Annotated in this window: 20 protein-coding genes; 6 read left to right on the forward strand and 14 right to left on the reverse strand. The window is 66.9% G+C overall.

The genetic code is table 11. The features are described from left to right. The 6 genes from murB to ftsW all read right to left on the reverse strand — a co-directional run bounded on the left by murB (nt 1) and on the right by ftsW (nt 5,564). Nucleotides 1-939 carry a UDP-N-acetylmuramate dehydrogenase gene (gene murB, locus G0A00_RS22750; protein WP_164184717.1) on the reverse strand — a complete coding sequence of 313 codons (939 nt, stop codon included), beginning with the start codon at nt 937-939 and terminating at the stop codon, nt 1-3. A 49-nt stretch (nt 940-988) separates the two neighbouring features. Further along, nucleotides 989-1,234, reverse strand: coding sequence for a DUF2484 family protein (locus G0A00_RS22755; RefSeq protein ID WP_066105251.1), 246 nt, complete (start codon nt 1,232-1,234; stop codon nt 989-991). Nucleotides 1,235-1,396: 162 nt separating this feature from the next. Further along, nucleotides 1,397-1,624, reverse strand: coding sequence for a hypothetical protein (locus G0A00_RS22760; protein ID WP_164184716.1), 228 nt, complete (start codon nt 1,622-1,624; stop codon nt 1,397-1,399). Nucleotides 1,625-1,637: 13 nt separating this feature from the next. Continuing rightward, nucleotides 1,638-3,035 carry a UDP-N-acetylmuramate--L-alanine ligase gene (gene murC, locus G0A00_RS22765; RefSeq protein ID WP_164184715.1) on the reverse strand — a complete coding sequence of 466 codons (1,398 nt, stop codon included), beginning with the start codon at nt 3,033-3,035 and terminating at the stop codon, nt 1,638-1,640. A gap of 32 nt (nt 3,036-3,067) precedes the next feature. Further along, entirely contained in the window at nt 3,068-4,246 is a 1,179-nt protein-coding gene (locus G0A00_RS22770) for a UDP-N-acetylglucosamine--N-acetylmuramyl-(pentapeptide) pyrophosphoryl-undecaprenol N-acetylglucosamine transferase (RefSeq protein WP_083191226.1), read from the reverse strand. 151 nt (nt 4,247-4,397) lie between these two features. Beyond that, a complete protein-coding gene (gene ftsW / locus G0A00_RS22775) occupies nt 4,398-5,564 on the reverse strand; it encodes a putative lipid II flippase FtsW (protein WP_066105244.1) in 1,167 nt (388 codons plus the stop codon). Nucleotides 5,565-5,728: 164 nt separating this feature from the next. Between ftsW and G0A00_RS22780 the strand changes: the two genes are divergently transcribed. Together G0A00_RS22780 and G0A00_RS22785 are read left to right on the forward strand one after the other, a co-directional pair. After that, a complete protein-coding gene (locus tag G0A00_RS22780) occupies nt 5,729-6,907 on the forward strand; it encodes an aminoacetone oxidase family FAD-binding enzyme (RefSeq protein ID WP_164184727.1) in 1,179 nt (392 codons plus the stop codon). Between the two features lie 67 nt (nt 6,908-6,974). Beyond that, nucleotides 6,975-7,643, forward strand: a complete 669-nt coding sequence (locus G0A00_RS22785) for a hypothetical protein (RefSeq protein WP_164184714.1) — start codon at nt 6,975-6,977, stop codon at nt 7,641-7,643. Between the two features lie 47 nt (nt 7,644-7,690). Here G0A00_RS22785 and murD read toward each other — a convergent pair whose 3' ends face one another. The 8 genes from murD to mraZ form a co-directional block, all read right to left on the reverse strand. After that, the gene (gene murD / locus G0A00_RS22790) at nt 7,691-9,094 is read right to left on the reverse strand and encodes a UDP-N-acetylmuramoyl-L-alanine--D-glutamate ligase (RefSeq protein WP_164184713.1); all 1,404 of its coding nucleotides are present in this window, start codon (nt 9,092-9,094) and stop codon (nt 7,691-7,693) included. Nucleotides 9,095-9,233: 139 nt separating this feature from the next. Beyond that, nucleotides 9,234-10,316, reverse strand: a complete 1,083-nt coding sequence (mraY, locus tag G0A00_RS22795; protein WP_164184712.1) for a phospho-N-acetylmuramoyl-pentapeptide-transferase — start codon at nt 10,314-10,316, stop codon at nt 9,234-9,236. An 18-nt stretch (nt 10,317-10,334) separates the two neighbouring features. After that, entirely contained in the window at nt 10,335-11,765 is a 1,431-nt protein-coding gene (gene murF, locus G0A00_RS22800; protein ID WP_164184711.1) for a UDP-N-acetylmuramoyl-tripeptide--D-alanyl-D-alanine ligase, read from the reverse strand. After that, complete coding sequence (locus G0A00_RS22805) at nt 11,762-13,255, reverse strand: UDP-N-acetylmuramoyl-L-alanyl-D-glutamate--2,6-diaminopimelate ligase (RefSeq protein WP_164184710.1); 1,494 nt, start codon at nt 13,253-13,255, stop codon at nt 11,762-11,764. Before G0A00_RS22805 ends, murF begins: the two co-directional genes overlap by 4 nt. A 64-nt stretch (nt 13,256-13,319) precedes the next feature. Beyond that, nucleotides 13,320-15,113, reverse strand: coding sequence for a penicillin-binding protein 2 (locus G0A00_RS22810; protein WP_164184709.1), 1,794 nt, complete (start codon nt 15,111-15,113; stop codon nt 13,320-13,322). Next, nucleotides 15,110-15,466, reverse strand: coding sequence for a cell division protein FtsL (locus tag G0A00_RS22815; protein WP_164184708.1), 357 nt, complete (start codon nt 15,464-15,466; stop codon nt 15,110-15,112). The genes G0A00_RS22810 and G0A00_RS22815 overlap by 4 nt, the downstream gene beginning before the upstream one ends. Then, a complete protein-coding gene (gene rsmH, locus G0A00_RS22820; protein ID WP_164184707.1) occupies nt 15,466-16,455 on the reverse strand; it encodes a 16S rRNA (cytosine(1402)-N(4))-methyltransferase RsmH in 990 nt (329 codons plus the stop codon). The genes G0A00_RS22815 and rsmH overlap by 1 nt, the downstream gene beginning before the upstream one ends. Before the next feature lie 3 nt (nt 16,456-16,458). After that, a complete protein-coding gene (gene mraZ / locus G0A00_RS22825) occupies nt 16,459-16,977 on the reverse strand; it encodes a division/cell wall cluster transcriptional repressor MraZ (protein WP_164184706.1) in 519 nt (172 codons plus the stop codon). Between the two features lie 765 nt (nt 16,978-17,742). Here mraZ and G0A00_RS22830 point away from each other — a divergent pair. From G0A00_RS22830 to G0A00_RS22845, 4 genes are all read left to right on the forward strand, one after another. Further along, the gene (locus G0A00_RS22830; RefSeq protein WP_164184705.1) at nt 17,743-18,105 is read left to right on the forward strand and encodes a teicoplanin resistance protein VanZ; all 363 of its coding nucleotides are present in this window, start codon (nt 17,743-17,745) and stop codon (nt 18,103-18,105) included. A gap of 151 nt (nt 18,106-18,256) precedes the next feature. Then, nucleotides 18,257-19,057 (forward strand): TatD family hydrolase, encoded by an 801-nt coding sequence (locus tag G0A00_RS22835; protein ID WP_164184704.1) that lies wholly within the window; start codon nt 18,257-18,259, stop codon nt 19,055-19,057. Beyond that, nucleotides 19,054-19,854, forward strand: coding sequence for an MBL fold metallo-hydrolase (locus G0A00_RS22840; RefSeq protein WP_164184703.1), 801 nt, complete (start codon nt 19,054-19,056; stop codon nt 19,852-19,854). The genes G0A00_RS22835 and G0A00_RS22840 overlap by 4 nt, the downstream gene beginning before the upstream one ends. A gap of 119 nt (nt 19,855-19,973) precedes the next feature. Continuing rightward, entirely contained in the window at nt 19,974-20,903 is a 930-nt protein-coding gene (locus tag G0A00_RS22845) for an AEC family transporter (RefSeq protein WP_164184702.1), read from the forward strand. Nucleotides 20,904-21,036: the final 133 nt, after the last annotated feature.

Genomic DNA, 21,036 nt, shown 5'->3' on the forward strand with positions numbered 1-21,036 from the left:
TTAGCCGCCCTCGTTTTCCAGCGGATCGCCGACCCGCATGATTTCCCACTGTAGCTGCAAACCACTGTGTTGGAAAACCCTTTTTCGAACTTCCTCACCCAGACCTTCAAGATCCGCGGCGCTTGCCTCGCCGGTGTTCACAAGGAAGTTGGAATGCATGGGGCTCATCTGCGCCCCGCCCCGCGTCGCCCCGCGCATCCCGGCGTCGTCGATCACCTTCCACGCCTTGAGATCATGGGTGTCATCGGCCTTGCCGGTGGAACTGAAGCCTGCCGGATTGCGGAAGGTCGAGCCAGCGGTGCGGTCCTTGGTGGGCTGGGTCTCGTCGCGCTTTTTGAGCTGCGCCTCCATCCGCGCCATCAGCTCATCGGGCACGCCTGCGGCGCCCTCAAACACCGCTTCGACCACAACCGCGCCCTCGGGCAGCTGCGACTGACGGTATTCCAGCCGCAGTTCGGCGGCGGGAATCGTCACCAGCGTGCCGTCGCGCAGCACCGCTTTGATCTCCACCAGATGGTCGGCCACATAGGTGCCGTAGCAGCCCGCGTTCATCCGCACCGCGCCGCCGATCGAGCCGGGGATGGTGCGCAGGAAGGTCAGATCGACGCCCGCCGCTGCCGCGCGCTTGGCCACCTGCGCATCCAGCGCAGCCGCGCCGGAGGTGACGCGCGTGCCCTCGATCTCGGTGCCGTTGAAGCCACGTCCGAGCCGGATCACCACGCCGCGCAGGCCGCCGTCGCGCACGATGAGGTTCGAGCCGACGCCCATCGGGAACACCGGCACATCCGCAGGCAGCGCCGCAAGGAACTGCTGCAGGTCCTCCAGATCGGCAGGCTGGAACAGAACCTCGGCAGGCCCGCCGACGCGCAGCCAAGTGAGTTCGGACAGCGGGCGGCCTGTCGTCAGGCGACCGCGAACGGGGGGAAGCTGATCAATCATGCGCAGCGTTCTGACCTGTTCCGCCGCAAGGGTAAAGAGCCCGTGCTGTTCAGGCGATACGCCCGCGCAACCAGCGCCAGAGATAGAGCACCGGCCAGCGCAGCACGCTGGCCCCGGCAAGCAGCACCAGAAGCGCCACCCACACCCCGTTCTGCCACCACACCCAGCCCAGCAGCGGCAGCCCAAGCGCGATCAGCGCATAGGCGCGGGTCCAGTGGTTGTCGCGCGAGGGGATCATCGCCAGCACATTGGCCAGCACCAGCCAGAGGCAGGCAAGAAAGAGCGATGGGGTCATGCGGCACCTCCGGCAGCTCGGGCCAGAGTGGCGCAGGTTCCGGTGGGTCGCAAGCCACCCGCGAGGTTGAGCGACCGCCCGGACTCAAGGCGAAGCCACCGGGCGAGCGCTGGCCCGTCCCGGCGGCCTTCGGCCTTTGCTCCGGGCAGCGAAGTGCTCACCTCAGACCAGTATCCCCATCAGGAACCGCCGCACCGGCCATGCCACCAGCAGCCCTCCGCCAGTGCTGGCGATAAGCGCCGCGCTGCCCGAAGGGTCATGGTGGATCTGCAGCACCAGCAGCCCGAAGAACGCCAGCGCAAAGAAAAAGACGAGGCGGCGCAGGATCCCCAGCACCGCCACCGCCGCCAGCAGGACGATCACGCCCGCGATGGCCCAGAGCAACGTCACGGGCGCGCCCTGCTCATTTTTCCAGCCGTGCCGGAAGGTTGTTGGCCCATGCCGAGATCGTGCCCGCGCCGAGGCAGACCACCATGTCGCCCGGACGCGCCTGCTCGCGCACCAGCCGCTCGAGGTCGTCCTCGCTAATGATTGCGCGCGCATGCCGGTGGCCGTGGCGGATCAGTCCGGCGACCAGATCATCGCGGGTCGCGCCCTCGATCGGGTCCTCGCCCGCGCCATAGACCTCGGCGATGGCCACCACGTCAGCCTCATTGAAGCAGGTGCAGAAATCGTCGAACAACGAGTGCAAGCGCGAGTAGCGGTGCGGCTGGTGTACGGCGATGACCCGGCCCTCCGAGGCCTGCCGCGCGGCTTTCAGCACCGCGGCGATCTCCACCGGGTGGTGGCCGTAATCGTCGATGATCGTCACACCGTTCACTTCGCCGACGCGGGTGAAGCGGCGGTTCACACCGCCGAAGCCCGCCAGCGCGGCCCGGATCTCATCGGCGGTCATGCCCAGATGGCGGGCGATGGCCACAGCCGACAGCGCGTTCGAGACGTTGTGATCGCCCGGCATCGGCAGGGTGCAGCCCTCGATCACCATGTCCTCGACCTGGAAGGCGACATCGAAATGCGCCACGCCCTTTTCATAGCGCAGGTTGATCGCCCGCACGTCGGCCTGCGCGTTGAAGCCATAGGTGGTCACGCGGCGGTCGCTCACCCGGCCCACCAGCGCCTGCACCTCGGGGTGGTCGGTGCAGCACACGGCGAGGCCATAGAAGGGAATGTTCGACACGAATTGGTAAAAACCGTCGCGCAGCTTCTCGATCGAGCCCCAGTGCTCCATATGCTCGGGGTCGATGTTGGTGACGATGGCGATGGTCGCGGGCAGACGGTTGAAGGTGCCGTCGCTCTCGTCGGCCTCGACCACCATCCATTCGCCCAGCCCCACGCGCGCGTTTGAGCCATAGGCGTGGATGATGCCGCCGTTGATCACCGTCGGGTCGAGCCCGCCCGCGTCGAGCAGCGTGGCGACCATGGTCGTGGTCGTGGTCTTGCCGTGGGTGCCGGCAACCGCGATGTTGGATTTGAGGCGCATCAGCTCGGCCAGCATCTCGGCCCGGCGCACCACCGGCAGGCCGCGCCGCCGCGCCTCGTCAAGCTCGGGGTTGCCCGGCTTGATCGCCGAAGAGATCACCACCACCTCGGCGTTTTCAAGGTTCTCGGCGCGCTGACCTTCGAAGATCACGGCGCCCAGATTGACCAGCCGCTCGGTGATCTTGCTGCACTTGAGGTCGGAGCCCTGCACCGCGTAGCCGTGGTTGAGCAGCACCTCGGCGATGCCGGACATGCCGATGCCGCCAATGCCGACGAAATGGATCGGGCCAACGTCGCCCGGAAGTTTGGTTGCAGGGCTCATGGCCACGCCTCCTTCGGGAAGTCTTTCATCTTTCATCTTGGCCCGGCCTCCTGCTGTCCCGCCTGTTCTTGGTATTGTTCTTCTTCATAATGCTCGGACTCGTCGGTTGTTCCGAAACCGGCAAGTTCTTCAACCATCTGCGCAAGACCAAGCGCCGCATCCGGATGCGAGACCGACAGCGCCGCTCGGGCCATCTGCGCCGCGCCCTCGCCATTGGCCAGCACCGCCGCCATCGCCTCGGTCATTGCCTCGACCGAGAGCTTGCTTTCCGGGATCCGGATCGCCGCACCGGCGTCCACCAGCCCCTGCGCGTTGACCGTCTGGTGATCGCCCGCCGCCACCGCGTAGGGGATCAGGATCGAGGGCCGCCCGATCACCGAGATATCCGCCACCGACGAGGCGCCCGAGCGCGAGATCACCAGCTGCGCCTCGGACATGCGCGTCGGAACATCGGTGAAGAAGGGCTGCACATCGGCGTCGATGCCGTGTTCGTAATAGAATTTGGCGACGCGTTCGCCGTCTTCGTCGCGCGCCTGATGGCTGACACGGAGGTGCCGCAGGATCTCCATCGGCAGCCGCTCGATTGCCGGGGGCACCACATCCGACAGGATGCGCGCGCCCTGCGAGCCGCCAATCACCAGCAGCGACATCGGGTAATCGCCCGGCGGGATGTAGCCCGCCGCCGCCCGCTCGCGCACGGCGCTGCGCACCGGGTTGCCGACGGGAATCCCCTCGACCCCTTCGGGCAGCTTGGTCGGCCATGTGCCGCAGGCCACCGCGTTGACCTTCTTGGCGAAGATCTCGTTCACCCGGCCGAGCACGCCGTTCTGTTCATGGATCATCGAGGGCAGCTTCAGCAGCCGCGCCGCGCCGAGCGCCGGGATCGACGGGTAACCGCCAAAGCCCACCACCACATTGGGGCGGTCACGGCGGAACCGGCGCGCCATCGACAGGATGCCCCGGCCGACCTTCAGCGGCACGGTGATCTTCGACATCATCCCGCCGCGCGCGAAAGTGGCCGAACTGACCTCTTCGATTTCCGTGGAATGGGGGAAGCCGCCGGTGTAGCGCGCGCCGCGCGCGTCGGTCGAGAGCTTCACCCGCCAGCCACGCCGCAGCATGATCTCGGCCAGCGCCTGCGCGGGGAACATATGCCCGCCCGTGCCGCCGGCCGCGATGACCAGAAGGGGGCGCCTGCTTTGTTCCGCCATATGCTCGACCTCTCTGCGGGGTCTGACGCCCCGCTGCCTCTGCTTCACCACCGCACTTGACCGATACTCTGACTCGGGCGCGGCACCACGATTTCGCGCCCGTTTATCGCAGCGGGCCGCGGCGGGAAAGCACCGCAGCCCGCGCTATGGCTCAGCGCATGCGCGCACGCAGGATCTCGCCGATCTCGCCCTGCGGACGCGAGCGGGTGAAGGCCAGCAGCATGCCCACGGCGATGCCGCCCGCGATCAGCGACGAGCCGCCGTAGCTGACGAAGGGCAGCGTCATGCCCTTGGCGGGCAGCAAGCGCACCGCAACGCCCATGTTGATCATCGCCTGCACGCCGAAGATGGCGGCAAGCCCGGTCCCGGCGAGCCGGATGAAGGGGTCGCGCTCACGCATCAGCCGGGTCATCGAGCGCACCACCACGGTGGCGTAAAGCGCGATGATCACCATCACCAGCACCAGCCCGTATTCCTCGGCTGCAACCGCGATGATGAAGTCGGTATGCGCATCGGGCAGCGACCATTTCACCTGCCCCTCGCCCACGCCGACGCCGAAAAACCCGCCCTCGCGAATGGCGTTGGTGGCATAGCCAAGCTGGGTGTTGGGATCGACATCCGGCGTCAGGAAGCCGTCGATACGGCGCGCGAAGTGCTCGGAGTTGTTATAGGCGAAGGTGCCGCCCAGCACCACCAGCCCGGCAAGGCAGACCAGCAGGAACATCGGCGCGCCGCCGACGAACCACATCACGCCCCAGGAAAAGAGGATGAGGCAGGCCTGACCGAAATCGGGCTGCAATGCCAAGGTGATGACGATGGCGCACATCAGGCCGAAGGACCACAGCTTGCCCGGAGGCCCGCCGATCTCTTGGCTTGCGGCCATCAGCCATGCGGCGACGATCACGAAGGCGGGTTTGAGGAATTCCGACGGCTGCACGCTGGCAAAGCCCAGCGAGTACCAGCGCACCGCGCCCTTGCCGAAGTCGGTACCGAGGAACGGCAGCGCCAGCAGCGAGGCGAAGGCGAAGAGAAAGCCGATCACCGCCGCGCGGCGCACCATCACCGGCGTCATCATCGAGGTGAGGAACATCGCCGTCAGCGCCAGCCCGCCAAAGAGCGCCTGCCGCTGCACGTAATGGAAGGGCGCAAAGCCGTTGCGCTCGGCCAGCGGCGGCGAGGCCGCAAGGCCCAGCAGGATGCCGACCCCGAAAAGCATAAGAATGCAGGACAGCGACCATCTGTCCACCGTCCGCCACCATTTGGGCAGGACAGGTTCGCCATCGCGCACGGAGACCGCGCCGTAGACCATTTCCGTCATGGGAATACCGCTCAATTTGCCTGATCGTCCGGGTTTTCCCGGATCTTGAGCGCGAGGCTAGCACCTGCCGTGCCGTTTGGGAAGTACGCGGCGGCCCTCCTGTGCTCTGCATCGGCCCCCTGCCCGCTCTTGCAGCGCGGCGCGATCCGGTGTTTCAGGGCGGCATGGAGATCAACACGCTCATTCTCGGCGCCGGCGCGGCTGGCATGATGTGTGCCGCCCACGCCGGGCCGGGCACGCTGGTCATTGATCACGCGCGCGCACCGGGCGAGAAGATCCGCATCTCGGGCGGCGGGCGCTGCAATTTCACCAACCTCGGCACCGAGCCCTCGCGTTTCCTGTCGCAGAACCCGCATTTCTGCAAATCCGCACTGGCACGCTACAGCCAGTGGGATTTCATCGAACTGGTTTCGCGCCACGGCATCGCATGGCATGAAAAGACCCTTGGGCAGCTTTTCTGTGACGGCAAGGCGACGCAGATCGTCGCCATGCTGCTGCGCGAGATGGAGGCCGCGGGCGCAGAGCTGTGGCTGCAGACCTCCCTGCGGGACCTGACCTTTGGCGATGGCCTCTACACCGCCCGCGTCGAGCGCGAGGGGCGTGAGACGGTGATCCGGGCAAGGAACCTCGTGGTGGCCACCGGTGGGCGGTCGATCCCCAAGATGGGCGCCACGGGGCTCGCCTATGACATTGCCCGCCAATTCGGGCACGCGCTGATCGCGCCCCGCCCCGGCCTCGTGCCGCTGACCTTCCCCGAAGGACGCTTCGCCGATCTCGCCGGGGTCGCGCTGCCTGCGCGGGTCACGGCGGGCGGCACCAGCTTTGACGAGGCGCTGCTTTTTACCCACCGCGGTCTGTCGGGGCCGTCGATCCTGCAGGCGTCGAGCTATTGGCACGAGGGCGAGGAGATCACCGTCAATCTCTCCCCTGCCCTCGATCCCGCCGCGCATCTGCGAGCCGCGCGCAAGGGCGCGGGCAAACGCGCGCTGACCACCGAATTGCGGCAGATCCTGCCCGAGCGGCTGGTTGGCCATCTTGCGGATCACCTCGATCTTTCGGGCAATCTCGCCGATCTTTCCGACAAGCGCGCCGCGGCGCTGGCCGAGGCGCTACAGGCATGGGTTCTGCGCCCCTCAGGTTCGGAAGGCTGGCGCACCGCCGAGGTCACGCTGGGTGGGGTCGATACCGATGGGCTGAACAGCAAGACCATGGCATCCAAGACCGTTCCGGGCCTGCATTTCATCGGCGAGGCGGTGGACGTCACCGGCTGGCTCGGAGGTTACAACTTCCAATGGGCCTGGGCTTCGGGCGCCGCTGCCGGGCAATCCATCGCCGCTGGCTGACGCCGGGTCTTGAATTCGTCATCGCGCCGTTACATTTTGTCATCCGATCTTCACATTGGACGACACCATGGCTTTCGCGGACCATCCCACGCTCTATCCCACAAACTGGCTGCGTGATCTGCACGCGCAGGTGCCGCGCAAGTTTGTCCGCGACCTGATGAACCGCTGGCGCTATGGCGCCGAGGCACCGATGTCGGACGAGCTGATCCACGTCGATCCGATGACCGTCAACCACCTCTACACCGGCTCGCCGAAGATGCGCCGCCGCCAGAGCGGCATGGTCGTGCCCGGCGACTGGGATCTCAAGCGCCGCCCGGTCGAGGATCACATCAAGCTGATCAGCTGCCGCATGCATTTCGAGGGCGGCACGCCGTGGCGCGACACGCCGCTGTTCCAGAAGCTGCTCGACGAGATCAATCAGGGCGGCGTGCCGGATGAATGCGCCACCGAAGAGGACCTCGTGGCGCGCTACGAGCGGCTCGATCAGGTGTTCGAGGAAACCCGCCGCCGGGGCCGCCTGCTGGCGCGCACCGAACTGCCGGAATACTTCCGGCGCGAACATGGCGGCATCCTGGTGCACGTGGGGCGCGACGGCACGCTGCTGCGCGCCAGCGGCGGCGCGCACCGTTTTGCCATCTCGCGCATCCTGCGCCTGCCGAAGATCCCCGCGCAGCTTGGCGTGGTGCACCCGCAGGCGCTGGCCGACGGGCTGCTGCGCCAGATGCGCCAGCCCTAAGCGGCCCGCGCCAGGCGGGACGTCAGGGCCCAGGCTCAGGCAAAGCCTCAGAGCGCGGCGCGTACCCGTGCGGCGAAATCCTCGCCGCGCTTTTCGAAACTGTCGTATTGGTCGAAGCTGGCTGCCGCAGGTGCCAGCAGCACCACATCGCCGGGCTGCGCCTCGGCACGGGCGCGGGCCACGGCGGTCGCCATATCGGTGCAGATCTCGGCGTCGATCCCCGGCAGACCCAGCGCGAAATTTGCCGCCTCGCGACCGATGACATAGGCTTTGGTCACATGGGCCAGCCCCGGCGCCAGCCCCGAAAGACCGCCCTCTTTCATCAGCCCGCCGCAGATCCAGCGGATGTTCTGGAACGCCAGCAGCGCCTTGACCGCTGCGTCGACGTTGGTCGCCTTGCTGTCGTTGACATAGGTGACCCCGCCCGCCTCGGCGACGATCTGGCTGCGATGCGGCAGCCCCTCGAAACTGTGGAAGGCCGCCTCGACCTGCCGCGGCGCCACGCCGAGCGCGCGGACGGCGGCATAGGCCGCGCAAGCGTTCTGGTGGTTGTGCGCCCCCGGCAGCCCCTTCACCGTGCGCAAATCGATCGAGGCCACCTGACGGCCCTTGCGCCACTCGGTGAGGAACCCTTTGCGGGCATAGACCACCCAGCCCGGCCCCGAGAGCTTGGACCCAGACGAGACCCGGATCACCCGGTCGTCGGTCGGTCCCTCGGAAAGCTGGTTGGCCAGATACTGGCCCTCGGCCTCGTCGACACCGATCACGCAGCGATCCGGGCCACCTTCGGCGAAGAGTCGGCGCTTGGCGGCGAAATAGCCGCCCATGCCGCCGTGGCGGTCAAGATGGTCGGGCGAGAGATTGGTGAACACCGCCACATCCGGCGTCAGCGCGCGGGCAAGGTCGGTCTGATAGCTCGACAGTTCCAGCACCACCACGCCGCCATCGCCCGGCGGGTCGATGTCCAGAACGCCGCGCCCGATGTTGCCCGCCAGTTGGCTCTCGCGCCCGGCGCTTTGCAGGATGTGGTGGATCAGCGCCGAGGTGGTGGACTTGCCGTTCGAGCCGGTGACCGCGATCACCCGCGGCGGGCTGTCGTACATGTCCCAGTCCGAGCCCGCGGCCGAGAGCGAGCGGAAGAACAGCCCGATGTCATTGTCGACCGGCACGCCTGCCGCCCATGCGGCGGCGATCACCGGATTGGGCTCGGGGTAAAGATGCGGAATGCCGGGCGAGACCACCAGCCAGTCGACACCGTCGAACCCGCCCTGGCGTGCCAGATCGCGGCTCTCGAAACCTTCCGCCTCGGCGGTTTCGCGCGCGGTGGCATTGTCGTCCCAGACCAGCACCGAAGCGCCGCCTTCGCGCAGCGCGCGCGCCGCCGACAGGCCCGAACGCCCCAGACCCAGCACCACAACGCAGCGCTCCTCGAAGCCAGATACCGGAATCATGCCATTGTCCCCATGCCTGCAAATGCTCGTGCCTCACGGCTAGCGCATCGGCGCGGCGCGCACCAGAGCAGGCGGTGCGGGACACATCTCTTGCCAGAGATTTGCAACGTCCTTCAAAGGACGTTGCCCCTGCCCCGCCTCAGCGCAGCTTCAGCGTCGCCAGCCCGATCAGCGCGAGGATCAGCGAGATGATCCAGAAGCGGATGACGATCTGCGGCTCGGCCCAGCCCTTCTTCTCGTAGTGGTGGTGGATCGGCGCCATCAGGAACACCCGCTTGCCGGTGCGCTTGAAGTAAAGCACCTGAATGATCACCGAGAGCGCCTCGACCACGAAAAGACCGCCGACGATGGCCAGCACGATCTCGTGCTTGGTGGCCACGGCGATGGCGCCAAGCCCGCCGCCCAGAGCCAGCGAGCCGGTGTCGCCCATGAAGACCGCTGCGGGCGGCGCGTTGTACCACAGAAAGCCAAGCCCGCCGCCGATCAGCGCGGCGGTGAAGATCAGGATCTCGCCGGTGCCGGGCACATAGTGCACGTCGAGATATTCGGTGAAGTCGGTCCGGCCCACCGCATAGGCGATGATGCCCAGCGTGCCGCCCGCGATCATCACCGGCATGATGGCAAGCCCGTCGAGACCGTCGGTCAGGTTCACCGCATTGGCGGCCCCGACGATGACGATCATCGCGAAGGGCACGAACAGCCAGCCAAGATCGAGCAGCGCGTTTTTGAACACCGGGAAGGCCAACTGGCCGGTCAGATCCGCCGGATGCAGCCATGCCGCCCAGGCCGCCGCCACCGCCGCGATGCCAAAGCCGATGGCCAGCCGCACCTTGCCCGACACACCATCGGTGTTCTGCTTTTTCACCTTGGCATAATCGTCGGCAAAGCCGATCGCGGCGTAGCCCATGGTGACGAAAAGCACCATCCAGACAAAGCCGTTGTCGAGCCGCGCCCAAAGCAGCGTCGCGGTCAGCAGCGCGCCGACGATCAGCAGCCCGCCCATGGTCGGCGTGCCCGCTTTGACGAAATGCCCCTCGGGCCCGTCGGTGCGGATCGGCTGGCCCTTGCCCTGCCGCTTGCGCAGCACGTCGATCAGCGGCCGACCAAAGAGGAACCCGAAGATCAGCGCGGTCAGAAACGCCCCGCCCGCCCGGAAAGTGATGTAGCGGAAGAGGTTGAAGACATCGCCGCCGTCACTCAATCCAGTCAGCCAATAGAGCATGAGCCCCGGTCCTTCTTGTCAGCTAGTGGCGGGCGCATGACCCATTTTGCGGATCGCGTCAACCACGCGCGCCAGCGCCATCGAGAGCGAGCCCTTCACCAGCACGACATCGCCGGCGTCGAGATCATGGCGCACCCGCTCGGCCATGGCGGTGCTGGTCTCGGCCCAATGGCCGCGCTTGTGCTCGGGCAGCGCCAGCCAAAGATCGCGCATCAGCGGCCCGACGCAATGCACGAGGTCGATACAGCCCATCGACGGATGTTCCGCCAAAGCGCGGTGCAACTCATGCTCCTGCGTGCCCAGTTCTTTCATGTCGCCGAGATAGGCGATGCGCCGCCCATGTGCGACGCGCCCCACGCCATCCTTGGGCTTTGCGCCCGCCAGCACCTCCAGCGAGGCGCCCAGCGAGGCGGGGTTGGCGTTATAGGCGTCGTCGATCAGTTCCAGCGTCAGCTGCGTCTCCACCGGGTCGAGGGTGATCACCTCGCGCAGGCCCCGTCCCGCGCCAGCCTCCCACTGCCCCAGCGCGGTGACCGCCAGCGCCCGGTCGAGCCCCATGGCATGCACCACCGCCAGAACGCCCATGCCGTTGACCGCGAAATGCCGCCCCGGCACGCCGACCTTGTAAAGCACATGGGTGCGCCACGCGCGGCCCTGCGCCACGGTGGTGGCATCGCCCACGGTGACCTCTTCGACGCGGTGATGATTGCCCGCCGCCTCGCCGAAGGTGATCACATGCGCGGCTCTTGCCTCGGCCAGCTCCACCAGCAACGGCGAGACCTCGAGATCGCCGTTGACCACGGCGCTGCCGCCGGGCTCCAGCCCCTCGAAGATCGCCGCCTTCTCGCGCGCGATGCCCTCGAGGTTCTCAAAGGCAGCCAGATGGGCGGGCGCAACGATGGTGATCATCGCCACATGCGGCCGTGCCATGCGGCTCAGCGGCGCGATCTCGCCGGGGTGGTTCATGCCGATCTCGATCACGGCAAAATCCACGTCCTTCGGCATCCGCGCCAGCGTCAGCGGCACACCCCAATGGTTGTTGTAGCTCTTCTCGGCGGCATGGACCGTGCCCTGCGCGCCCAGCACGGTGCGCAGCATCTCCTTGGTCGAGGTCTTGCCCACCGAGCCGGTCACCGCCACCACCTGCGCCCGGGTCCGAGCCCGCGCGGCGCACCCCAGAGCCTCCAGCCCCGGCAGCACGTCGTCGACGATCAGCAGCGGCGCATCCGCAGGCACACCCTCGGGGATGCGGCTGACGAGCGCGGCCCCCGCGCCTTTCTCCAGCGCCTGCGCCACGAAGTCATGGGCGTCGCGCGCCGCGGTCAGGGCGACAAAGAGATCGCCCTTCTCCAGCGTGCGGGTGTCGATCGAAACGCCGTTGACGCTCCAGTTGCCAATGGCCCGCCCGCCGGTTGCGGCGGCGGCCTCTTCAGCCGTCCAAAGCGTCACAGCCCTCTCCCGTCCAGCGCGTTCACCGCCACGCTTGCCTGTTCCACATCGTCGAAAGGATAGATCGTGTCGCCGACGATCTGCCCGGTCTCATGGCCCTTGCCGAGGATCATCAGCGCGTCCCCCGGCCCCAGCGCATCGACGCCGCGCAGGATCGCCTCGGCGCGGTCGCCGACCTCCAGCGCGCCCGGCGCACCGTCCAGCACCTCGGCGCGGATCGCCGCCGGGTCCTCGCTGCGCGGGTTGTCGTCCGAGACGATCACCATGTCGGCGAACTCATGCGCCGCCGCGCCCATCAGCGGGCGTTTGCCCGGATCGCGGTCGCCGCCCGCGCCGACGATGGCAACAAGCCGCCCCATCACATGCGGACGCAGCGCCTGCAGCGCGGTCGAGACCGCGTCGGGCGTATGGGCGAAATCCACATAGACCGCCGCGCCATTGTCGCGCGTCGCGGCAAGCTGCATGCGCCCGCGCACGGTCTCCAGCCGTTCCAGCGCCGGAAACACCCGCTCGGCCTCGGCACCGCAGGCCAGCGCCAGACCGGCGGCCAGCGCCGCGTTCTGCCCCTGAAAGCCGCCGATGAGCCCCAGCCGCAGCTGCTGCACCGCGCCGCGCCAGTCGAGCCGCAGGTCCTGCCCGGTGGCATGGAACCGCTGGCCGAGGATGCGCAGATCGCAGCCCTCCGCCGCGCCCACGGAAATGACCTCCTGCCCGCGCGCGCGGGCGATGGCCATCATGTCGACGCCGCGCGGGTCGTCGATATTGATCACCGCAATGCCGTCATCCGGCAGAACCCGCGCGAAAAGCCCCGCTTTCGCGGCAAAATACTCTTCGAAATCCGCGTGGTAATCGAGATGGTCCTGGGTGAAATTGGTGAACCCCGCCGCCGCCAGTTGCACCCCGTCGAGGCGGCGCTGATCGAGCCCGTGGCTCGAGGCCTCCATGGCGCAATGGTCGACCCCCGCCGCCGCCGCTTCGGACAAGGCGCGATGCAGGGTGATCGGCTCGGGCGTGGTGTGCTTGAGCGGCGCCTGCCAGTCGCCCTCGACGCCGGTGGTGCCAAGATTGATGGCGCGATAGCCGAGGTCCTGCCAGATGTGGCGCAGGAAGGTCGCGACCGAGGTCTTGCCATTGGTGCCGGTTACGGCGGCCATCACCTGCGGCTGCGCGCCGAACCACAGCGCCGCAGCGTAGGAGAGCGCCTGCCGCGGATCGGCGGCGATCACCAGCGCGGCATCGCTTTCGGCCAGCGCCGTGGCGGCCAGCGCCGCGCCTTCGGCATCGGTGAGAATGGCGGCGGCGCCCTGCGCCAGAGCGGTGGGAATGAACGTCGCGCCGTGCACCTTGGTGCCCGGCAATGCGGCAAACAGATGCCCCGGCTGCACGTCCCGGCTGTCGACCGAGACCCCCGTCACCTCTGCATCGCGACCGCCGCGTGCGGTCAGCCCCAGCTCGCCGAGGCTCTTGCCTCCCTCAGAGACGGTGCTCATGACGGCCCTTTCATCGTTCTTAAAATACGCATGGCCAGAACCCGGCCAGAGGCGCGCGGCCCGGTCAGTTCCGAACCAGCGTCACCTCCTCCTCTTCTGGCACATCGTATTCCGGACGCAAGCCCAGAAGCGGCGCGATCCTGCCGATCATCTCGGCGGCCACCGGCACAGCGGTCCAGCCTGCCGAGCGGCGCGGACGGCTGCCCGAGGTCTCGACCGGCTCGTCGAGCGTCACCACCAGCGCGTATTTGGGATCGTCGGCGGGGAAGATCGAGCTGAAGGTGGCAATCACCTTGTCCTTGTAATACCCGCCGCCGCGCTCCTTGGGTTTGTCGGCGGTGCCGGTCTTGCCCGCGACCTTGTAGCCCGGCACATCGGCAAAGCTGGCGGTGCCCTCGGTCACCACGAGGCGCAGCATATGCGCGGCCTCATTGGCGACCTTCTCGGACATCACCTGCGGGCCATAGTGCGGCCCATCCTGCTTGAGCAGCGTCGGGCTGATCTTATGACCACCGTTGGCGATGGCGGCATAACCCGCCGCGAGGTGCAGCGGCGAGGCCGAGAGACCGTGACCATAAGAGATCGTCACCGTGCTCAGTTCGGTCCAGCGCGCCGGCAGCAGCGGTTTGCCGCCCGACGCTTCGGTCAGCTCAACGCCGGTGGGCTCGAAGAACCCCATACGCTTCAGGAAGTCCTGCTGCCGCTCGGGGCCGATCGCCAGCGCGATCTTGCCGGTGCCGCGGTTGGAACTGTGCTGAATGATGCCTTCGACGGTCTGCTTGCCGTAGTTGTGGCCCTCGAACTCACCGATGCGGAAACCGCTGACCTTCATCGGCGGCGAGGTGTCGATCACCGTGTCGGGCTTCACCAGCCCCAGATCGAGCGCCTGCGCGGCGGCAAAAATTTTGAACGTCGAGCCTAGCTCGTAGACGCCCTGCACCGCGTGGTTGAACAGCGGACTGTCGGCGGGGCTGCCCGACACCGGCGGGCGCGGACGGTCGTTGGGGTCGAAATCGGGCAGCGAAGCCATGGCGATGATCTCGCCGGTGTGTACGTCGAGCAGTACCGAGGCCGCGCCCTTGGCGTTCATCAGCTTCATGCCCGAGGACAGCACCCGCTCGGTCGCCGCCTGCACCGTCAGATCAATCGACAGCTCCAGCGGCGCGCCGCCGCGGGCCGGATCGCGCAGCTCGTCATCAAAAAAGCGCTCGATCCCCGCGGTGCCGATCACCTCGGCCGAAGCCACGCCCTCACGGCCAAAGCTGGCACCGCCAAGGATGTGCGAGGCCAGCTTGCCATTGGGATAAAGCCGCATCTCGCGCGGGCCGAACAAAAGGCCCGGCTCGCCGATGTCATGCACCGCCTGCATCTGCTCGGGGCTGATTTTCTTCTTCACCCACATGAACTTGCGCTTGCCATTGGTGAAATCCTTCACCAGCCGCTCGTGGTTCAGATCGGGGAAGATCTTCATCAGCTCATCGGCGGCGCGCAGCGGCTCGATCATCTGATGCGGGTGGGCGTAGAGCGAGTGGGTTTCCATATTGGTCGCCAGCACCCGGCCCTGCCGGTCGACGATATCGGCGCGCGAGGCAATGATCGACGAGCCCGGAAGCTGCGCCCGCGGCTCTTCGGCCTCGGATTGCGCCAGCATCCCCATGCGCAGGCCGATCACCACGAAGGCGCAGAAGAACACCAGCCCGAGCACCAGAAGACGGCCCTCGGCACGCACGCGCGCCTTGTCGCGCATCTGCTCGTGGCGGATCCGCAGGTTCTCGCGCTCGATCGCATCCGGGTTCTCGCCGCGACGCCGCGCATCCAGAACGCGGGCCAGAGGCCGAAGCGGGATGCGCCCGTTCATCGCGAGGCCCCCGAGGCGGCGCCTGCGCTGGTCACGTCCACAAGGTCGTTGAACACCAGCGCGCGGTTGTCGGGGTAGTTCACCTGATCAATGCGCCCGAACTGCTCGGGGCGCATCGGAAGCAGGCCCAGCCGCTCAAAGTTCAGCTCGGCAAGGTCGCGCAGCCGGTCGGGACGGTTGAGATAGGCCCATTCGGCACGCAGGATCGACAGCCGCGCACGGGCGTCACCGATGTCGCGCTGCAGCTGGCGCACGTTGTCCAGCGAGGCCTGCGTCTTGTAGTTCTCGTGATAGGCCCAGAAGGCCAGACCGATCACCGCCATGAAGGTGGTCACATAGAGAAGCGTGCGCATCAGCTCTTTCCTCTCAACTGGGGCATGGAGAGCACCCCAGACTCGATATCTCCGGCAGCGGCCTCGGTCCGCCGCCCCACCCGCAGCCGCGCCGAACGCGAGCGCGGGTTGGCCGCAAGCTCTTCGTCGTCCGGCCCCACGGCCTTGCGAGTCACCAGTTCGAAGCGCGGCGCCTCGGTCTCGACCTGCGGCTCGTAGCGGCTGACCGAATTGAGACGGCCCGCGCGGGCCTGCAGGAAGCGTTTGACCATGCGGTCTTCGACGGAATGGAAGGTGACGACGGCCAGAAAGCCACCGGGCTTCAGCGCGCGTTCGGCGGCCATCAGCCCGCGCCACAGCGCGCCATACTCATCGTTGACCGCGATGCGCAGCGCCTGAAACGACCGGGTCGCCGGATGCGACTGGCCGGGCTTGGGGCGCGGCAGGCAGGCCTCGACGATAGACGACAGGCGCGCGGTGGTCTCGATCGGCTCGACCGCGCGCTCGCGCACGATGGCCTTGGCGATACGGCGCGAGGCGCGCTCTTCGCCGAATGTGTAAAGGACGTCCGCCAGCGTGGTCTCGTCGAGCCGCTTCACCAGATCGGCTGCGGTCTCGCCCGCCTGCTCCATGCGCATGTCGAGCGGCCCGTCCTTCTGGAAGGAAAAGCCGCGCTCGGCACGGTCCAGCTGCATGGACGACACGCCCAGGTCCAGCACCACGCCATCGACGTTCTGCGCATGGGCATCCATATTGGCGAAATTGTCTTCGACCAGCTCCAGCCGGCCCTCGTACTGGCCGATCCATTCGGCGGCCATCTGATGCGCCAGCGGATCGCGGTCGATGCCGATCACCTTGTCGGCGCCCGCTTCGAGCAGGCCCCGCGCATAGCCCCCTGCCCCGAAGGTGCCGTCAACCCAAGTGCCCCGCACCGGCGCGACCGCCTCGATCAGGGGCCGCAGCAGGACGGGTACATGCGGAGCGGCGTTGGGGTCTTTGGGCGCCGCCATGGGTCAGGCCTCCTCGGTTTCGTCGTCTTCGTCGAGCAGCTGAAGCGGATCGAAGTCCGCAGGCATCTCGTCGAGGAATTCCTCGGTTCCGGCCAGTTCGTCCTCTTCGAAGGTCTCGGGCTTCCAAATCTGGAAGGTGTCGACGTTGGAGGCGAAATAGGCCCAGTCTTCGAGACCGATCTTAGCACGCAGTTTGGCCGGAAGCACGATGCGCCCGGTTTCATCAACGCTGGTGGTGACGGATTGGGTCGAGAAGAGACGCTCCAGAAGGCGGCGCTTCTGCGAGCCGCGCTTCATGTCCGAGATGCGGTCCTCGACGGCCTCCATCTCCTCGATCGTGTAGCATTCAAGGTATTTGCGGCGGTGATCGCCGTAGACGATCACGAAGTTCGGGTTGAGCCCTTCGGTCCAGTCCGGATCACCGGCTTCGAGCACACGGCGGAAAGAGGCCGGAATCGACACGCGACCCTTGCCATCCACCTTGTTGCGGCTCTCGCCTCTGAACCTAAGCCTGCGGCCCACTGTCCCTACTCTCAAATCCCCGAAACGAAATACGGCGGGCTGATCTGCTGCCACTGATCAACCCGCCGCCTTGACCCGTTTTCCGGGCTAGTCCAGCTGCGCGTGCCACCTGGGGGGGGGATGTCTGCTCGCTCACGCGCTGGATTCTTCATGTGGACGAAGGGCGGGTGCCTGTATGAACCTGCTCGTTTTATTATTCTGGGATGTTCTGCTGGGGTCGTTTGGCGCCCCTTAATCCCGTCCCTTCGTCGTGGTTAAAGGTATGTCATGGGAAAGCATGGGAAGCAATAGGAATTTACGGCCTACACCCCCTCCATGTTGCCCACACAGCCTGTGGAAAACTACATCTTGGGCGACGTTAGGTCAGTTTTCACGAACATGTGGTAAGCGGGAACCAGCTCAACGCTAAATATAGTCACGCGGCTGTGAGTAAAAATTCCCCACAAAATCCCAAAAAAATTTTCCAACCATGGCTGGAATCGCGATCTCGTGAGCATTTCCCATGTCCACGTGAGCGCATCAAGCCCTGAATCGGCGCCGGTTTCCCCATGAATCGGCAATTGAGCCCCCAGGACCACAGGTCACCTGACTCGCGATCCCAGCTGGGACCACACCCCGTCCCATGGTTTCCCATGCCGCCCATCCCATCCCGTCCCATGCCATCCCGCGCGGCACCTGCCTCTGGCGCAGCACGTGACGCAAACGTGTGCCGCCAACCCGTGCCCCGTTCTGGAATTTCGCCCCGGAACGTGGTCTTGGGATCTCATGGACCGCACATCTCTCGCCACCGCGGCGCTCTTCGCGCTGCTCGCCCTCACCGTCACCGTTCTGACCGTCGGCCCGCAGCTGGTGCCGGGGGATGCGCTGCTTGGCGACAAGATGCAGCACGCGCTCGGCTTTGGCGCCATCGTCGCCCCGGTCGCGTTGCTGCGCCCGCGCTGGCTGTGGTGGCTCGCCCCAGCCACAATCGCCTTTGGCGGCCTGATCGAGGTGGTGCAGGCCTATGTCGGGCGCGACGCAGAGCTTGGCGACTGGGCCGCCGACGCCATTGGGGTGCTGACCGCCTCGGCATTGGCGATGGCGCTGCGCAGCCTGCTGACGCGCCGGGGCCTGCTGCGCAGCCGATAAGCGCCCCGTCAGGCCACCTCACGAACTGCCGCGTTCTGCAGCGCAAATGCCCGCTCCCACGCCGCGTGCCGCATGCGCGGGCGCAAGGCCACCGCCCCGCCTTGACCCGGCCCGGCGCATGGCTGATACCTGCGCGCAAAGGACGTGACGTATGACAACCCCCCGTATTACCGACAGCCACTGCCATCTCGACTTCCCCGACTTCGACGAGGAACGCCCCGAGATCATCGCCCGCGCGCTTGAGGCAGGCGTGCATCGTATGGTCACCATCTGCACCCGCCTGCGCAACGAGCCGCAGGTGCGCGCGATCGCAGAGGCCAATGATCCGGTGTTCTACGCCGCGGGCACCCACCCGATGAGCGCCGCCGAAGAGCCTATGGCCACCGTCGACGAGCTGGTGGCGCTGGCGCAGCATCCGAAGTTCGTGGGCATCGGCGAGACCGGGCTCGACTATCACTACACCGCCGACAGCGCCGAAGTGCAGAAGAGCTCGCTCAAGGTGCATATCGCAGCGGCGCAGGAAACCGGCCTGCCGCTGATCATCCACGCCCGCGCCGCCGATGACGACATGGCCCGCATCCTCACCGAAGCCTACCGCGCCAAGCCTTATGCCTGCGTCATGCATTGCTTCAGCTCCTCGGCGGATCTGGCGCGCGCGGCGCTGGACTGCGGCTTTTACCTGTCGATGTCCGGCATCGCCGCTTTCCCCAAGTCCAAGGACCTGCGCGAGATTTTCGCCAGCGCCCCGCTCGAGCGTATCCTTGTCGAGACCGACAGCCCCTATCTCGCGCCGCCGCCCTACCGCGGCAAGCGCAACGAGCCGGGCTACAGCGTGCACACCGCCAAGGTCGGCGCCGAGATCTTCGGGCTCAGCTACGAGGAATTTGCCGCCGCGACCGAGGCCAACTTCGAGCGCCTCTTCGCCAAGGCCGCAAACTGGAGCGCTGCATGAGCGGCGAGCTGCGTTTCACCATTCTCGGCTGCGGCTCGTCGGGCGGCGTGCCGCGGCTTGGCGGCAATTGGGGCGACTGCGACCCCACAAACCCCAAGAACACCCGCCGCCGCTGCTCGCTGCTGGTCGAGCGCGACGGACCCGAGGGCACGACCCGCGTGCTGATCGACACCTCGCCCGACATGCGCGCGCAATTGCTCGACGCGGGCATCGGTCATCTCGACGCGGCGGTCTGGACGCATTCCCACGCCGATCACACCAATGGGCTCGACGATCTGCGGCAGATCGTCTTCAACCGCGGCGACCGGCTGCCGGTCTGGGCCGATGGTGCCACGCAGAACGAGCTGATCTCGCGCTTCGGCTATGCCTTCGTGCAGCCCGAAGGCAGCCCCTACCCGCCGATCTTCGATCTGCACACGATCACCGGCCCCTTCGCCATCGACGGCGCGGGCGGGCCGATCGAGCTGACGCCGATCGAAGTGGACCACGGCAGCATCGACGCGCTTGGCTTCCGCATTGCCGATCTGGCCTATGTGCCGGATGTGGTGCGCCTCCCCGAAGAGGCCTGGGCGCATCTTTCCGGTCTTGAATGCTTCATCATCGACGCGCTGCGCCGCAAGCCGCATCCGACCCACGCCCATCTCGATCTGGCGCTGGAATGGATCGCCCGCGCACAGCCGCGCGCGGCGGTGCTGACCAATATGCACATCGATCTCGACTATGCCACGCTCAAGGCCGAGACCCCGGACCACATCAACCCCGCCTATGACGGCATGGTGCTGCGCTATGCGCTCTGAGGAGAAGCGCTGCGCAGACCTGCCGGGCGGCACACCCCCCAAGCCCCTTTCATTGTTCCCCAAATACGCCCGCCGGAGGCCATGCGCCGCCCGGCGCATCCCCTGAAAGCTCCTCTCCCATGCAGGCCCTTCTCGACGTCATCCTCCCCGTCTTCATCGTCATCGGCGCGGGCTATCTCGCCAGTTGGCGCAAGCTGCTGACCGACAACGCCATCGACGGCCTCATGGGCTTCACCCAGACCATCGCCGTGCCCTGCCTGCTGTTCCGCGCCATGTGGCAGCTCGACCTTGGCGAATATTTCCGCTTCGATCTGCTGTTTTCCTTCTACGCCGGGGCGGTCACCTGCTTCTTCGTGGCGATGCTGGGCGCGCGTTTCATCTTCGGGCGCGATTGGGAGGACAGCGTGGTCATCGGCTTCTGCGGGCTCTTCTCGAACTCGCTGCTGATCGGCCTGCCGATCACCGAGCAGGCCTATGGCGAGGACGCGCTGAACGGCAACTATGCGATCATCGCCATGCACTCGCCGCTCTGCTACGCCATCGGCATCACCGCGATGGAGATCGCCCGCGCCCGCGGCACCGAGCTGCGGCGGCTGCCGATCACCATCACCCGTTCGCTGTTTCGCACGCCGATGGTCATCGGCATCACCATCGGCATTCTCTTCAACCTGCTGAACGTCGAGCTGCCGCATCCGGTGACCGAGGCGCTGGGGCTGCTCACCCGCACCGCCCTGCCCTGCGCGCTCTTCGCGCTTGGCGGCGTGCTTTTCCGCTACCGCCCCGAAGGTGATCTGCGCACCATTCTCTTTGTCTGCGCGCTCTCGCTCGGGCTGCACCCGCTGATCACCTACAGCCTCGGCACTGCCTTCGCGCTGCCCACCGACGCCTTCCGTTCGGCTGTGGTCACCGCGTCTGTGGCACCGGGGGTGAACGCCTATGTCTTCGCCAACCTCTACGGACGGGCAAAACGCGTCGCCGCCTCCTCGGTGCTGCTGGCCACCGGCATGTGCATCATCACCACCTGGGCCTGGCTGCACCTGCTGCCCTGAGAGCTGCCCTGAATGCTGCCCTGAACGGCGCCGCACGCTTGTCGCAAATCGCCCACGACATGACGCGGCAGGCGTGACGCGCCGCCCAAGGATGCGCAACACTCGGATCCAGGAGGCCTATGCGCCCCGGGTC

This window comes from Salipiger sp. PrR002 (assembly GCF_010500775.1).
GTDB lineage: Bacteria > Pseudomonadota > Alphaproteobacteria > Rhodobacterales > Rhodobacteraceae > Salipiger.